The following is a 12422-nucleotide window of genomic DNA, read 5'->3' as shown; positions in this document are numbered from 1 at the left end:
GGCGTCGTCACCAAGATCCTGAAGTAGCGTCCAGGAGGTAGACGAGTATGTCCCGGCGCCCTGCGCAGAAGATCCGAATACGGCTGAAGTCGCACGACCACCGTATTCTCGACCAGTCGGCACGCCAGATCGTGGAGACGGCCGAGAGCACCGGCGCAAAGGTGGCGGGCCCGGTCCCGTTGCCGACCAAGATCGAGCGGTTCACGGTGATCCGCTCGCCGTTCATCGACAAGGACTCGCAGGAGCATTTCGAGATCCGCACGCACAAGCGGCTCATCGATGTGCTCGAGCCCAGCCACGCCACGATCCGGGCGCTGATGCGCCTCACGCTGCCGGCTGGGGTTGACATCGAGATCAAGCTGTAGCGGTGCGCTTGACGCGCCGGATCATGCTCTTGAGGGCAGCGAGGGCACCTGTGTCTGGAGCTGCCACCTAGACTGGGGAGAGCTGATGATCGAAGGACTACTCGGCCGCAAGCTGGGTATGACCCAAATCTTCGACGATGCGGGCCGTGCCGTGCCAGTCACGGTGCTCGAGGTGGGCCCGTGCGTCGTGACCCAGGTGAAGACGAAAGACAAGGACGGCTACGAGGCGGTCCAGCTCGGCTTCGGGCACAAGAAGCGCCTCAACAAGCCGATGCAGGGACATCTCCGGGCTTCGGGGGCACAGCCGCGCTACCTGCGCGAGGTCAAGGTCGACGATTCGGCGTCCTTCTCCGTTGGCCAGGTTCTCGACTGTACCCTGTTCGAGCCCGGCCAGCTCGTGGACGTGACCGGCTGGCGCAAGGGACGCGGTTTCCAGGGCGTCGTCAAGCGGCACGGGTTCCGCGGTGGGCCGAAGACGCACGGCCAGTCCGACCGGCTGCGTGCTCCAGGCTCGATCGGCCCGACGACGACCCCTGGACGCGTCCACAAGGGCAAGCGCATGGCTGGCCGGATGGGCGTGCAGCGGGTGACCGTCCAGAATCTGCACGTGATGCGAGTCGATCCCAGCCGGAATGTGGTGCTGGTCAGGGGCGCGGTCCCGGGCGCTAACGGCGGCTTGGTGATCGTGCGTCATGCGGTCAAGCAGCGCAAGCGCGCCGCGGCGACCACGGCGTGAGAGGGAGGCGAGCGGTGCAGGTTGCGGTGTTTGATCTTCAGGGCCAGCAGGTCGGGCAGATCGAGCTCGCGGACTCCGTCTTCGGGATCCAGCCGCACGTGCCGGTGATGCACCAGGCGTTGGTGCGGCAGCTTGCCAATGCCCGAGCCGGAACGCACGATACGAAGACGCGGGGCGAGGTCCGGGGCGGCGGTCGGAAGCCGTGGCGTCAGAAAGGCACCGGCCGTGCCCGGCAGGGAAGTATCCGGGCTCCCCACTGGAAGGGCGGTGGGGTGGTCTGGGGGCCGCACCCGCGCAAGTACACGAAGGACATGCCGAAGAAGATGCGGCGCCTGGCGATTCGCTCCGTCCTCTCCGCGAAGCAGCGCGAGAACCAGATCGTGGTGGTCGAGGGGCTGAGCGAGATCGAACCGCGCACGAAGGCGATGAAAGCGGTGCTGAGCAGGCTGCCGCTCAGCGACGCGCGTTCGACGATCGTCGTGGTGGATCGGCCGCGCGACAATGTCTACCGGAGTGCCGGCAACCTCGAGAACGTCAAGGTGCTCATGGCGCAGTACATGAACGTCCGCGATGGGCTGAAGTACGAGCGGATGATCCTGATGCGCGAAGCGGTAGATGAGATCCATCGGCTCTGGGCACAGGAGGGACAGTAGCCATGGACTACCAGGACATTCTCCGGCGCCCCCTCATCACCGAGAAGAATACGCGCATCATGGAGATGAACCAGTACACCTTCGAGGTGGCGCCGGACGCCAACAAGATCCAGATCAAAGAGGCGGTCGAGCGGACGTTCAACGTCAAGGTCAAGAAGGTCAACACGATGAACGTCCGGGGCAAGCCTCGACGCCGGATCCGCCGGCGTGGGCGCTTGCCCGTCATGGGCCGCGAGGCATCGTGGAAGAAGGCGATCGTGACCCTGGAACCCGGCTATACGATCGACCTGTTCAGCCAGCTCTGAGGCCGGGTCTGGAGAGAGAGCGAGACGATGCCGGTTAAGAAGTACAAGCCAACCTCGCCGGGGCGCCGCAATATGTCGGTGCTCACGTTCGAGGAGATTACGAAGAAGGAGCCCGAGAAGAGCCTGCTCGAACCGCTCAAGAAGAACGCGGGCCGCAACAATCAGGGTCGGATCACCGTGCGTCACCGGGGGGGCGGGAACAAGCGCTTCTACCGGCGTATCGACTTCAAGCGGAACAAGCACGGCATCCAGGCCAAAGTCGCTGCGATCGAGTACGATCCCAACCGGAGCGCATTCATCGCGCTGCTGCACTACCGTGACGGCGAGAAGCGGTACATCCTTGCGCCGCTTGGGCTCAAGGTGGGTGATGTAGTAGAATCAGGGCCGAATGCGCCGGTGCGCGTCGGTAACGCGTTGCCGCTGGCGAACATACCGCTCGGTACACAGATCCACAATATCGAGCTTTATCCAGGCCGCGGCGGGCAACTCGTCCGGGCGGCCGGAGCGGCGGCACAGCTCCTGGCCAAGCAGGACGAGTACGCCCAGATCCGCATGCCATCAGGCGAAGTGCGGATGGTGCGGCTCGAGTGCATGGCGACGATCGGCCAGGTCGGCAACGTGGACCACGCCAACGTGCGAATCGGGAAGGCGGGCCGGAAGCGGCACATGGGCTGGCGTCCGGTGGTGCGCGGCTCGGCGATGACGCCGCGCGATCACCCGCACGGTGGTGGCGAAGGCAAGGCGCCGGCCGGAATGCCGCCGAAGACGCCGTGGGGCAAGCCCGCCCTCGGGTATCGGACACGGCGCAACAAGAAGACGGATAAGTTCATCGTGCGACGCCGCTATGAAGGTCGCTCGTAGCCGGTGCTGAGACGGGAGGCAGGCGAACGTGGGACGGTCGTCGAAGAAGGGACCGTACATCGATCAGAAACTGAAGAAGAAGATCGATGAACTGAACCGCACCGGCGAACGACGGGTGATCCGCACGTGGGCGCGCGATTCGACCATCTTCCCGGAGATGGTCGGGCACACCGTCGCGGTCCATGACGGCCGGCGACATGTGCCGATCTTCATCACCGAGCAGATGGTCGGCCACAAGCTCGGAGAGTTCGCGCCGACGCGGACGTTCCGTGGTCATGGCAAGGATGCCGAGCGGACGACGCGGCGCCGGTAGCGATGCAGCCTGAGGGAGACGGTGACGAGCGATGGAAGTGACGGCTAAGGTCCGCGAAATCCGGGTCTCACCGCGGAAGGCCCGTCTGGTGATCGACGCGGTGCGCGGGAAGCCGCTGACCGAAGCGATGGCGATCTTGCGCTTCCTGCCCCAGAAGTCGGCCCCGGTCGTGCTCAAGCTGCTCAAGTCTGCGGCGGCCAACGCGGAGCACAACTATGATCTGGATCCGTCGCAGATGTACATCAAGCGCATCTACGCCGATGACGGGCCGCGCTACAAGCGCTGGCAACCACGGGCCCGCGGCCGCGTGGGGCGGAAGTGGCACCGAACCACTCACATCACCGTCGTCCTCGACGAGATGCAGAAGGGGGCCTAGCTTGGGCAGGAAAGTTCATCCCATCGGCTTCCGGCTCGGCATCGTCCATGATTGGAAGTCGAAGTGGTTCGCCGAAAAGGACCGGCATTATCGCGATCAGCTCCATGAGGATCTGGAGATCCGGAACCTGATCAATCAGGAGCTGGCGCGTGGCGGCATCTCGCGCATCGAGATCCAGCGTGCGGTGAACCGGGTAGACGTCACGATCCATACGTCGAAGCCGGGCGTCGTCATCGGCAAGCAGGGTGCGAACGTGGAGCGGCTGCGCCAGCTCCTCGAGGCGAAGGTGGGCAAGAAGGTCCACCTGAATATCCAGGAAGTGCGCAAGCCAGAGCTGGATGCCCAGCTCGTCGCCGAGAGCATCGCCGAGCAAATCACCCGCCGCGTCTCCTACCGGCGCGCGATGAAGCATGCCGCGGCGCAGGCGATGCGCGCGGGGGCGAAGGGCGTCAAGATCAAGGTTAAGGGGCGCCTGGGCGGTGCCGAAATGAAGCGCGCGGTCACCGAGATGGTCGGGCGTGTGCCCTTGCAGACCCTACGAGCGAACATCGACTACGCGCAGGTGCACGCGCCGACGACCTACGGCCAGATCGGCGTCAAGGTGTGGATCTACCACGGCGACGTGCTGCCGGAGAAGCGTGGCGTTCCGGAGGCTGTCGAGGCCGTCGCTGTGGCTGATTAGGATGGACGGGTGCGACGATGTTGATGCCGAGGCGGGTAAAGCACCGCAAGCACCATCGCTACCGAACACGAGGAATTGCCACTCGCGGCAACACGGTCGTGTTCGGGGAGTATGGAATCCAGGCCCTGGAGCCGGCCTACGTCACGGCGCGCCAGATCGAGGCGGCCCGCCGCGCGATTACGAACGCGGTCCGGCGTGGTGGAAAGGTCTGGATTCGCATCTTCCCGGACAAGCCGGTAACCAAGAAGCCGGCGGAGACGCGGATGGGGAGCGGCAAGGGCAACCCTGAGTACTGGATGGAAGTGGTGAAGCCTGGCCGCATCCTGTTCGAGCTGGCGGGGGTTCGCGAGGATCTCGCCGTAGAGGCGCTGACCAGAGCGATCTTCAAACTGCCGTGCAAGTGCCGCATCGTGAAGCGCGAAACGGCCGTGGAAGCCGCGACCGCGCCAGAAGCCTAGCCGGAAGTGGGAGGAGTTGCCGTGAAGCCGGCTGAAATCCGTGCGCTCTCGAATGAGGAGCTCCAGCGCAGGCTCGACGAGCTGCGCTCGGAGTGGCGTGACCTGCGCTTCGATGCCGCCCTAGGCCGGCTGGCGAACCCGATGCGGATCCGGCAGATTCGCAAGGATATTGCCCGAATCTACACGATCCTCACGGAGCGTGAGCGGCAGGCACTGGCGGAGCAGGGCCTGCTGCCGCCACCCAAGCTCACGCGCCGCGAGCGGAAGAAGCGCAAGGCCCGCCAGATGCGGCAGCAGTCGTAGGTGGTGAGACGCATGGAAGCACGTGTTGAGACTTCGACCCAGGGGCGACCCAAGCGCCGGCTGACCAAGGTCGGTCGGGTGGTGTCGGACAAGATGGACAAGACGGTCGTGGTGGCCGTCGACTATTTCCGCCGTCACCCGATCTACAAGAAGACGGTGCGGCGCACGAGCAAGTTCAAGGCGCACGATGAGCACAACCTGTGCCGGATCGGAGACCTCGTGTTGATCGAGGAGACCCGGCCGCTCAGCAAGACCAAGCGCTGGATCGTGCGCCAGATCCTCGAGCGAGCGACGCCCGAGGTCGCTGCCGAGATCGCTGAAGAGGAACAGGGAGAGGAGGAGGCGACGTCATGATCCAGCCGCACACTCGTCTCGTCGTCGCCGACAACACCGGCGCCAAGGAGATCATGTGCATCCGCGTGCTGGGTGGCTCGGCGAAGAAGTATGCGACAGTAGGCGACATCATCGTCGCCTCGGTCAAGTCAGCCCAGCCGCACGCCAGCGTGAAGAAGGGCGATGTGGTCCGAGCGGTCGTGGTGCGTACCGCGCAGGGCTACCGGCGAGCGGACGGCTCGCACATCAAGTTCGACGACAACGCGGCCGTCCTGATCACGCCGCAGGGTACCCCGCGGGGGACGCGCATCTTCGGCCCGGTTGCCCGGGAACTGCGCGAGCGCCAGTTCATGCGCATCATCTCGTTGGCGCCGGAAGTGCTGTAAGGGGGCGGTGCCGATGGCGGAGAAGATCGTGACCGGAGACGAGGTCATCGTCCTCCGGGGCAAGGATCGGGGCGCGCGCGGGCGCGTGCGACGGAATCTGCCCCGCGAGGACCGGGTCATCGTCGAGGGGGTCAACATCGTCAAGAAGCACCAGCGGGCCATCCCCGGTGTGCGGCAAGCCGGGATCATCGAGATGGAGGCACCGATCCATGTCTCCAAGGTGATGCTGCTCTGCCCGCACTGTGGCAAGCCGACGCGGGTCGGCTTCCGCATCACCGAGGGTGGCCAGAAGGTTCGTTATTGCAAGAAGTGCGATGCGGTGATCGAGAAGCCAGTGCCCACCAAGGCACGCTCGTGACAGGGCTGGGGCAGGTATGGGAGCAGAGGTCAAGGAGCGAGTCGAGCCCAGGTTGAAGAAGCTCTACCGCGAAGAGGTGGTGCCCAAGCTGATGGAGGAGTTCGGCTACCGGCACATCTTCGAAGTGCCGAAGCTGGAGAAGATTGTCCTCAACATCGGCCTGGGTGAGGCGGTCAGCAACCCGCGGGCGATCGATGCCGCAATGAACGATCTGGCAGCGATCAGCGGTCAGCGGCCGGTCGTGACGAAGGCACGAAAATCGATCGCGGCGTTCCGGTTGCGCAAGGGCATGCCGATCGGGGTGATGGTGACGCTGCGTGGCAATCGCATGTACGATTTCCTGGATCGGCTGATCTCGATCGCGCTACCGCGCATCCGGGATTTCCGCGGGCTCTCGCCGCGCTCCTTCGATGGACGCGGGAACTATACGCTTGGACTGCGCGAGCAACTGGCTTTCCCAGAAGTCGACTACGACAAGATCGACCGCGTGCGCGGGCTGGAGGTAAGCATCGTGACCACAGCCCGTACGGATGAGGAAGGGCGACGCCTGCTGGAACTGCTGGGGATGCCCTTCCGCAGCTAGACTCGACCTGGAGGAGCGATGGCGAAGAAGTCGAAGATCGTCAAGGCGATGAAGCCACAGAAGTACGCAGTGCGGCAACATAACCGCTGCAAGCTCTGTGGCCGGCCGCGGGCGTACATCCGCAAGTTCGGCGTCTGCCGGATCTGCTTCCGGCAACTGGCCCTCCAGGGACTGTTGCCCGGGGTCAAGAAGGCGAGCTGGTAAGCGTGGTCGGCAAGCGGTTGAGCGGAGCGAGGCAGACTGGGCGATGACGATTACAGATCCGATCGGGGACATGGTCACGAGGATCCGGAACGCCGGGATGGGGCGCAAGCAAGAGACGAGCATGCGCGCCTCGCGCATCCTGATCGAGATTGCCCGGATCCTCAAGGAAGAAGGCTATATCGAGGACTATTCCGTCGAGCCTGCCGAGCCACGGCCAATTTTGAAGATTCGGCTGAAGTACACGCCGGATCGCCGCCATGCGATCCGAGAGATCAAGCGGGTTTCCAAGCCGGGTCTGCGCATCTATGCCGGTAAGGACCGGCTACCGCGAGTGAAGAATGGGCTCGGCATCGCGATCGTCTCGACCTCACAAGGGGTAATGAGTGACGTCGAGGCCCGGCGCCGTGGCATTGGCGGCGAGGTGCTCTGCACCGTCTTCTGACGGTCCGACCAACGCCGGGACGGGAGGTTGCTGGCATGTCACGTATCGGGAAGCGACCAATTCCGATCCCCTCTGGGGTCGAGGTAAGCGTGGAGTCCGGGCTGGTCCGGGTGAAGGGGCCGAAGGGCGAGCTCGAGCTCCGGATCGATCCGGAGATGATCGTCACGCGGGAGAACGGCACGCTGCACGTCCAGCGGCCGTCCGAGGAACGACGCCACAAGCAGTTGCATGGCCTCTACCGGACGCTGATCGCGAACATGGTGCAGGGCGTCACCGAAGGCTACCGCAAGGATCTCGAGATCCAGGGGGTCGGGTACCGTGCCGCGCTGGAGGGGAAGACCCTGGTGTTGAACGTCGGGTTCTCTCATCCAGTGCGCATTGACCCACCAGCCGGGATTAGCTTCGTTCTCGATTCTCCTACTCGGATCGGTGTGGTGGGGATCGACAAGCAGCTCGTCGGCGAGATTGCGGCGCAGATCCGCCGCGTGCGTCCGCCTGAGCCGTACAAGGGCAAGGGCATTCGATACCTGGGTGAGCAGATCCGGCGCAAGGCCGGGAAGGCCGGGAAGGCCAGGAAGTAGAGAAGTGGGAGCTCGAAAGGGCCCTGCCGATTCGAAGGGATCGGCAGTGCCGGGATCGAGTGACCAGTAGCTTCTCAGGAGGTTCGATCGGCTATGCGGTTTCAGTACAAGCGACAGCTCTCGCCACGCGAGCGGCGCCACTTGCGGGTGCGCGCCAAGGTGTCAGGGACGCCCGAGCGACCGCGACTGAACGTGTTTCGCAGTAACGAGCACATCTATGCCCAGATTATCGACGACACCAGCGGGCGCACCCTGGTGGCCGCCTCTACCCTGGAGCAGGAAGTGCGCGAGCGTTTCCCGGAAGAGCACCCGAAGGTGGCGGAGGCGCGCGTGGTGGGTCAGGTTATCGGTGAGCGAGCCAGGGCCAAGGGAATCACCCGGATCGTCTTCGATCGCGGCGGCTATAAGTACCATGGACGAGTCAAGGCACTGGCCGACGGGGCCCGGGAGGCGGGCCTCGAATTCTAGCGGAGCGAGGTGATCGCAGGTGAGTGCGCAAGCCATTTTGAGGCGATCGCGTCTTGTCTCCCCTGACCAGGTGGGAGAGCTGCGCGAGCGCGTCGTACAGATCAACCGTGTCGCCAAGGTCGTGCAGGGCGGACGCCGCTTCCACTTCAGCAGCGTCGTCGTCATCGGCGATGGCGAGGGCCATGTCGGGGTGGGGATCGGCAAGGCCGGTGAGGTGCCGGACTCGATCCGCAAGGCGGTCGAGAATGCGAAGAAGCGACTGATCCGGGTGCCGCTCGACCAGCGGACGATTCCGCACGAGGTCGAGGTGAAGTTCAAGGCGACCCGGGTGATCATGAAGCCGGCCGCGCCGGGCACGGGCGTGATCGCCGGCGCCGGTGTGCGCGCCGTTGCCGAAGCAGCCGGTATTCGCGATCTCATCGCCAAGACTCACGGGAGCAACAATCCGGTCAACGTGACGCAGGCGGCACTGCTGGCTCTGAGCCAGCTAGAATCAGCTGAGGACGTCGCGCGGCGCCGGTCGATCCCGGTCGAGCGCATGCGGGCGAGGAGGCGGGCGAAGAGCGATGAGCAGTAGCAAGATGCTGAGAATCACGTACGTCAAGAGCGCGATCGGTTATCGGCAGGAGCAGCGGGATACTCTCCGTTCGCTCGGCCTGCGTCGCCTGCACCAGACCGTCGAGAAACCGGACACGCCCTCGATTCGTGGCATGGTGAACAAGGTGCGACATCTCGTGCGCGTCGAGGAGATCGTGCCTGAGGAGACCCCGGCGCGTCGGGGTCGGACGAGGACTTCGCAGAAGGGTGCGGAGCATGAAGCTGCATGACCTGAAACCCGCTCCGGGCTCGCGCAAGCCCAAGACCCGCGTCGGGCGGGGGATCGCGGCCGGCAAGGGCAAGACTGCTGGGCGCGGCACCAAAGGCCAGAAGGCGCGGGGGAAGGTGCGCCCGGGCTTCGAGGGCGGACAGAACCCGCTGTACCTCCGGCTCGGCTACCGGCGCGGGTTCACGAACATCTTCAAGACCGTCTTCGAGGTGGTCAACGTCGGCCGGCTCAACGAGCTGGAGGTCGATGGGCCGATCACGCCCGAGCTGCTCTACGAGTTGCGCATCGTGCGCGACGAGAAGCTGCCGGTGAAGATCCTGGGTGACGGAGACGTGACCCGGCCGCTTCACGTGCGCGCCCACAAGTTCTCCGTCACCGCCCGCGAGAAGATCGAGGCGGCCGGCGGAACGGTGGAGGTCATCGAGTAATGCTGCAGGCCGTCATCAACGCCTTCAAGATCCCCGATCTTCGGCAGAAGATGCTGTTCACCCTCGGGATACTGGCGATCTTCCGCTTCGTGGCGACGATCCCGGTTCCCGGCGTGGATCAGGAGGCGCTGCGGCAACTTCTCGAGTCGAACCAGCTCCTCGGCATCCTCAACCTCTTTTCGGGTAGCACCTTGACGAACTTCTCGATCGTCGCGATGGGCGTCTACCCCTACATCACTGCGTCGATCATCATGCAGCTCTTGACTCCGGTGATCCCCCGGCTCACCGAGCTCTCCAAGGAGGGGAACATCGGCCGGGCCAAGATCAACCAGTACACCCACTGGCTGACTGTCCCTATCGCGTTGCTCCAGGGGTACGGGCAGGCTGCGCTGATGGCCCAGGCCGGTGTCCTGCGCGACTTCGGCCTGTTCGATTCAGTGACCGCGCTCCGCAGCGTGGCGCTGTTGCTCACTATGACGGCCGGCACCGTCTTCCTCGTCTGGCTCGGCGAGCTGATCACTGAAAACGGGATCGGGAACGGCGTATCGATCATCATCTTCGGTGGAATCGTCGCCAGCTTGCCCAGTTCGGTGGGCAACCTCTTGACCGGCGGAACGCTCACGCAGAACCTGATCGGGACAGTGACCTTCCTCGCGATCGGCCTGCTCACGATCGTCGGCATCGTGCTGATCAACGAGGGGCAGCGGCGCATCCCGGTACAGCACGCGCGGCGCGTGCGCCGAGGCCGGGTGTACGGCGGTGGCACGACGTTCATCCCGCTCAAGGTGAACTCCGCAGGGATGATCCCCTTGATCTTCGCCATCAGTATTCTGGTGCTGCCAGGTATGATCGCGAACTTCCTCACCACTTCGGAGCGCCCCTGGCTGCGCGATCTGGCCGGCGGCATCGCCGCGGTCTTCAACCCCAACAGCGCACCATATCAGATCGCATACTTCGTGCTCGTCGTCGCCTTCACCTACTTTTACACCATGATCCTGTTCCAGCAGCAGAACATCGCTGAGACGCTCCAGCGTCAGGGAGCCTTCATCCCCGGTATCCGCCCGGGTCGCAATACCGATCAGTACCTGACTCACGTGCTGATGCGCATTACGCTAGTCGGCGCTCTCTTCCTGGGCCTCGTGGCAGTCTTGCCGTACATTGCCGCCAAGATAACCGGCGTGACGGTGCTCTTCCTGAGCTCTACATCGCTCCTGATCGTAGTCGGTGTCGCTATCGATACCATGCGGCAGCTCGAGGCCCAGTTGATGATGCGGAACTACGAGGGGTTCATCCGCTAAGAGGCACGCATGGGGAGTAACCGGACGCACGTTCTCATCATCGGGCCCCAGGGATCGGGCAAGGGAACACAAGCGGCCGTGGTTGCCCCGCAACTCGGGCTCGTGCATGTCGCGACCGGCGATCTCTTCCGCGCGCTGATGGCGAGCGACAATGAGCTCGCCCGTGAGGTGCGGTCGTATTACGACCGAGGGGCGCTGGTGCCGGACGACCTAACGGTACGCGTCCTCGTAGCGAGGCTGGATGAGCTCGATCGCCAGCAGCCAGACTATCGAGGTGTTCTTCTGGACGGCTTTCCGCGCAACAGGGCCCAAGCGGAGGCGCTCGATCGCGTACTGCGCGAGCGAGGCGATAATCTCGTCGCGGTGATCCATTTGGTGGTGCCGCGCGAGGCGCTCATCGAGCGGTTGAGCGGCCGGCTGGTGTGCCAGCAGTGTGGCGCGACCTATCACCGCGTTTTCAATCCCCCGCGCCAGGAGGGAATCTGCGACCGCTGCGGCGGGCCGCTCATCCAGCGTAGCGATGACACGCCGGAGGCGATCGCCCGCCGGCTCGATATCTATGAGGAACAGACCGCGCCGTTGCTCGAGTACTACCGCCAGCGAGGGCTTCTGGTCGACATCGACGGCGACAGGCCGATCGAGGAGGTCAGCCAGTCGATTCTCGCTGCCCTGGTCTCCCGACTGGGAGCGTGACGATGCCCGTCACGCTCAAGTCGGCGCGCGAGATCGAGCTGATGCGCGCTGCGGGCCGGATCGCCGCGACCGTGCTCGACGAGCTCAGGGCGGTGGCTCGGCCGGGTGTCACGACAGGAGAGCTGGACGCGCTGGCATGCGAGCGAATCCGCGAGCTGGGTGGCCGGCCGGCATTTCTGGGCTATCGGGGCTATCCTGCGTGCATCTGCACCTCGGTGAACGAGCAGGTGCTGCACGGCATCCCGGGGAAGCGTGTACTGCGCGACGGCGACCTGCTCTCGCTCGATGTCGGCGTGGAGTACCGAGGGCTCTACGTCGATGCGGCGGTCTCGTTCGTCGTCGGCTCCCCTAATTCGCTAGCTCAACGACTGGTGGCCGCGGCGGAGGGCGCATTTCGCGCCGCGTTGGCGGTGGCCTACCCGGGCCGACGACTAAGTGATCTCGGCGCAGCCATCGAGGCCTACGTTAGGGCGCAGGGATTTAGCGTGATCACCGGCTACTCGGGTCATGGTGTCGGTCTGGATCTCCATGAGGAGCCGTCGGTTCCAAACACGGGCCCGGCTGGGCGCGGGATACGCCTGCGGCCTGGCATGACGCTGGCGGTGGAGCCGATGTTGAGTGCCGGTGGCCCCGAGACCGTCGTGGCGGACGATGGCTGGACGGTGTCGACGCGGGACGGGAGTCTGACCGCGCACTACGAGCACACTATCTGGATCGGCTCGGAAGGGCCGGTGATCTTGACGGCACGCTGATCGGCCCTATGGTATACT

24 protein-coding genes are annotated in these 12422 nt (G+C 64.6%); all 24 read left to right on the top strand.

The features are described 5' to 3' along the window. The first annotated feature begins 47 nt into the window (after positions 1-47). The 24 genes from rpsJ (at position 48) to map (ending at position 12404) form a co-directional block, all read left to right on the top strand. A complete protein-coding gene (gene rpsJ, locus NET02_RS15650; RefSeq protein ID WP_284058365.1) occupies positions 48-365 on the top strand; it encodes a 30S ribosomal protein S10 in 318 nt (105 codons plus the stop codon). A gap of 85 nt (positions 366-450) precedes the next feature. Then, positions 451-1101: a 50S ribosomal protein L3 gene (gene rplC / locus NET02_RS15645; protein WP_347711057.1), complete on the top strand. Its 651-nt coding sequence runs from the start codon at positions 451-453 to the stop codon at positions 1099-1101. Between the two features lie 14 nt (positions 1102-1115). Next, positions 1116-1754, top strand: a complete 639-nt coding sequence (gene rplD, locus NET02_RS15640) for a 50S ribosomal protein L4 (RefSeq protein ID WP_284058364.1) — start codon at positions 1116-1118, stop codon at positions 1752-1754. 2 nt (positions 1755-1756) lie between these two features. Further along, positions 1757-2059, top strand: coding sequence for a 50S ribosomal protein L23 (rplW, locus tag NET02_RS15635; protein ID WP_284058363.1), 303 nt, complete (start codon positions 1757-1759; stop codon positions 2057-2059). 27 nt (positions 2060-2086) lie between these two features. After that, positions 2087-2920, top strand: coding sequence for a 50S ribosomal protein L2 (gene rplB / locus NET02_RS15630; protein ID WP_284058362.1), 834 nt, complete (start codon positions 2087-2089; stop codon positions 2918-2920). Between the two features lie 28 nt (positions 2921-2948). Beyond that, entirely contained in the window at positions 2949-3233 is a 285-nt protein-coding gene (rpsS, locus tag NET02_RS15625) for a 30S ribosomal protein S19 (protein ID WP_284058361.1), read from the top strand. Between the two features lie 31 nt (positions 3234-3264). Further along, complete coding sequence (gene rplV / locus NET02_RS15620; RefSeq protein WP_284058360.1) at positions 3265-3609, top strand: 50S ribosomal protein L22; 345 nt, start codon at positions 3265-3267, stop codon at positions 3607-3609. Between the two features lies 1 nt (position 3610). Next, on the top strand, positions 3611-4291 hold the full coding sequence (gene rpsC / locus NET02_RS15615) for a 30S ribosomal protein S3 (RefSeq protein ID WP_284058359.1): 681 nt from the start codon (positions 3611-3613) through the stop codon (positions 4289-4291). A 17-nt stretch (positions 4292-4308) separates the two neighbouring features. Beyond that, positions 4309-4749 (top strand): 50S ribosomal protein L16, encoded by a 441-nt coding sequence (gene rplP, locus NET02_RS15610; RefSeq protein ID WP_284058358.1) that lies wholly within the window; start codon positions 4309-4311, stop codon positions 4747-4749. A gap of 21 nt (positions 4750-4770) precedes the next feature. Continuing rightward, the gene (rpmC, locus tag NET02_RS15605; protein ID WP_284058357.1) at positions 4771-5052 is read left to right on the top strand and encodes a 50S ribosomal protein L29; all 282 of its coding nucleotides are present in this window, start codon (positions 4771-4773) and stop codon (positions 5050-5052) included. Positions 5053-5064: 12 nt separating this feature from the next. Beyond that, on the top strand, positions 5065-5406 hold the full coding sequence (gene rpsQ, locus NET02_RS15600) for a 30S ribosomal protein S17 (RefSeq protein ID WP_284058356.1): 342 nt from the start codon (positions 5065-5067) through the stop codon (positions 5404-5406). Beyond that, the gene (gene rplN / locus NET02_RS15595; protein ID WP_284058355.1) at positions 5403-5771 is read left to right on the top strand and encodes a 50S ribosomal protein L14; all 369 of its coding nucleotides are present in this window, start codon (positions 5403-5405) and stop codon (positions 5769-5771) included. Before rpsQ ends, rplN begins: the two co-directional genes overlap by 4 nt. Positions 5772-5784: 13 nt before the next feature. Next, positions 5785-6129: a 50S ribosomal protein L24 gene (gene rplX, locus NET02_RS15590; protein ID WP_284058354.1), complete on the top strand. Its 345-nt coding sequence runs from the start codon at positions 5785-5787 to the stop codon at positions 6127-6129. Between the two features lie 16 nt (positions 6130-6145). After that, on the top strand, positions 6146-6712 hold the full coding sequence (gene rplE, locus NET02_RS15585) for a 50S ribosomal protein L5 (protein WP_284058353.1): 567 nt from the start codon (positions 6146-6148) through the stop codon (positions 6710-6712). 18 nt (positions 6713-6730) lie between these two features. Continuing rightward, positions 6731-6916: a type Z 30S ribosomal protein S14 gene (locus NET02_RS15580; protein ID WP_284058352.1), complete on the top strand. Its 186-nt coding sequence runs from the start codon at positions 6731-6733 to the stop codon at positions 6914-6916. Positions 6917-6959: 43 nt separating this feature from the next. Further along, positions 6960-7358: a 30S ribosomal protein S8 gene (rpsH, locus tag NET02_RS15575; protein WP_284058351.1), complete on the top strand. Its 399-nt coding sequence runs from the start codon at positions 6960-6962 to the stop codon at positions 7356-7358. Positions 7359-7393: 35 nt separating this feature from the next. Continuing rightward, positions 7394-7939 carry a 50S ribosomal protein L6 gene (gene rplF, locus NET02_RS15570; RefSeq protein WP_284058350.1) on the top strand — a complete coding sequence of 182 codons (546 nt, stop codon included), beginning with the start codon at positions 7394-7396 and terminating at the stop codon, positions 7937-7939. Between the two features lie 93 nt (positions 7940-8032). Then, positions 8033-8407, top strand: a complete 375-nt coding sequence (rplR, locus tag NET02_RS15565) for a 50S ribosomal protein L18 (protein WP_284058349.1) — start codon at positions 8033-8035, stop codon at positions 8405-8407. 37 nt (positions 8408-8444) lie between these two features. Next, on the top strand, positions 8445-8984 hold the full coding sequence (rpsE, locus tag NET02_RS15560) for a 30S ribosomal protein S5 (RefSeq protein ID WP_284058368.1): 540 nt from the start codon (positions 8445-8447) through the stop codon (positions 8982-8984). Positions 8985-8988: 4 nt separating this feature from the next. Beyond that, on the top strand, positions 8989-9234 hold the full coding sequence (gene rpmD / locus NET02_RS15555; RefSeq protein ID WP_347711056.1) for a 50S ribosomal protein L30: 246 nt from the start codon (positions 8989-8991) through the stop codon (positions 9232-9234). After that, positions 9221-9661: a 50S ribosomal protein L15 gene (gene rplO / locus NET02_RS15550; protein ID WP_284058348.1), complete on the top strand. Its 441-nt coding sequence runs from the start codon at positions 9221-9223 to the stop codon at positions 9659-9661. The genes rpmD and rplO overlap by 14 nt, the downstream gene beginning before the upstream one ends. After that, the gene (gene secY / locus NET02_RS15545) at positions 9661-10959 is read left to right on the top strand and encodes a preprotein translocase subunit SecY (protein ID WP_284058347.1); all 1299 of its coding nucleotides are present in this window, start codon (positions 9661-9663) and stop codon (positions 10957-10959) included. The genes rplO and secY overlap by 1 nt, the downstream gene beginning before the upstream one ends. A gap of 9 nt (positions 10960-10968) precedes the next feature. Continuing rightward, a complete protein-coding gene (locus NET02_RS15540) occupies positions 10969-11652 on the top strand; it encodes an adenylate kinase (protein WP_284058346.1) in 684 nt (227 codons plus the stop codon). Positions 11653-11654: 2 nt separating this feature from the next. Then, positions 11655-12404 carry a type I methionyl aminopeptidase gene (gene map / locus NET02_RS15535; RefSeq protein WP_284058345.1) on the top strand — a complete coding sequence of 250 codons (750 nt, stop codon included), beginning with the start codon at positions 11655-11657 and terminating at the stop codon, positions 12402-12404. The last annotated feature ends 18 nt before the right edge of the window (positions 12405-12422 follow it).

Source organism: Thermalbibacter longus (assembly GCF_023806485.1).
Taxonomy (GTDB): domain Bacteria; phylum Chloroflexota; class Chloroflexia; order Thermomicrobiales; family Thermomicrobiaceae; genus Thermalbibacter; species Thermalbibacter longus.
This window is presented reverse-complemented; position numbering and strand designations above follow the sequence as displayed.

Bases quoted from the DNA above. Each gene is read 5' to 3' on its own strand.
- rpsJ (WP_284058365.1), top strand. From the start codon at position 48: ATGTCCCGGCGCCCTGCGCAGAAGATCCGAATACGGCTGAAGTCGCAC.
- rplC (WP_347711057.1), top strand. From the start codon at position 451: ATGATCGAAGGACTACTCGGCCGCAAGCTGGGTATGACCCAAATCTTC.
- rplW (WP_284058363.1), top strand. From the start codon at position 1,757: ATGGACTACCAGGACATTCTCCGGCGCCCCCTCATCACCGAGAAGAAT.
- rplB (WP_284058362.1), top strand. From the start codon at position 2,087: ATGCCGGTTAAGAAGTACAAGCCAACCTCGCCGGGGCGCCGCAATATG.
- rplV (WP_284058360.1), top strand. From the start codon at position 3,265: ATGGAAGTGACGGCTAAGGTCCGCGAAATCCGGGTCTCACCGCGGAAG.
- rplP (WP_284058358.1), top strand. From the start codon at position 4,309: ATGTTGATGCCGAGGCGGGTAAAGCACCGCAAGCACCATCGCTACCGA.
- rpsQ (WP_284058356.1), top strand. From the start codon at position 5,065: ATGGAAGCACGTGTTGAGACTTCGACCCAGGGGCGACCCAAGCGCCGG.
- rplN (WP_284058355.1), top strand. From the start codon at position 5,403: ATGATCCAGCCGCACACTCGTCTCGTCGTCGCCGACAACACCGGCGCC.
- rplX (WP_284058354.1), top strand. From the start codon at position 5,785: ATGGCGGAGAAGATCGTGACCGGAGACGAGGTCATCGTCCTCCGGGGC.
- rplE (WP_284058353.1), top strand. From the start codon at position 6,146: ATGGGAGCAGAGGTCAAGGAGCGAGTCGAGCCCAGGTTGAAGAAGCTC.
- NET02_RS15580 (WP_284058352.1), top strand. From the start codon at position 6,731: ATGGCGAAGAAGTCGAAGATCGTCAAGGCGATGAAGCCACAGAAGTAC.
- rpsH (WP_284058351.1), top strand. From the start codon at position 6,960: ATGACGATTACAGATCCGATCGGGGACATGGTCACGAGGATCCGGAAC.
- rplF (WP_284058350.1), top strand. From the start codon at position 7,394: ATGTCACGTATCGGGAAGCGACCAATTCCGATCCCCTCTGGGGTCGAG.
- rplR (WP_284058349.1), top strand. From the start codon at position 8,033: ATGCGGTTTCAGTACAAGCGACAGCTCTCGCCACGCGAGCGGCGCCAC.
- rpmD (WP_347711056.1), top strand. From the start codon at position 8,989: ATGCTGAGAATCACGTACGTCAAGAGCGCGATCGGTTATCGGCAGGAG.
- rplO (WP_284058348.1), top strand. From the start codon at position 9,221: ATGAAGCTGCATGACCTGAAACCCGCTCCGGGCTCGCGCAAGCCCAAG.
- secY (WP_284058347.1), top strand. From the start codon at position 9,661: ATGCTGCAGGCCGTCATCAACGCCTTCAAGATCCCCGATCTTCGGCAG.
- NET02_RS15540 (WP_284058346.1), top strand. From the start codon at position 10,969: ATGGGGAGTAACCGGACGCACGTTCTCATCATCGGGCCCCAGGGATCG.
- map (WP_284058345.1), top strand. From the start codon at position 11,655: ATGCCCGTCACGCTCAAGTCGGCGCGCGAGATCGAGCTGATGCGCGCT.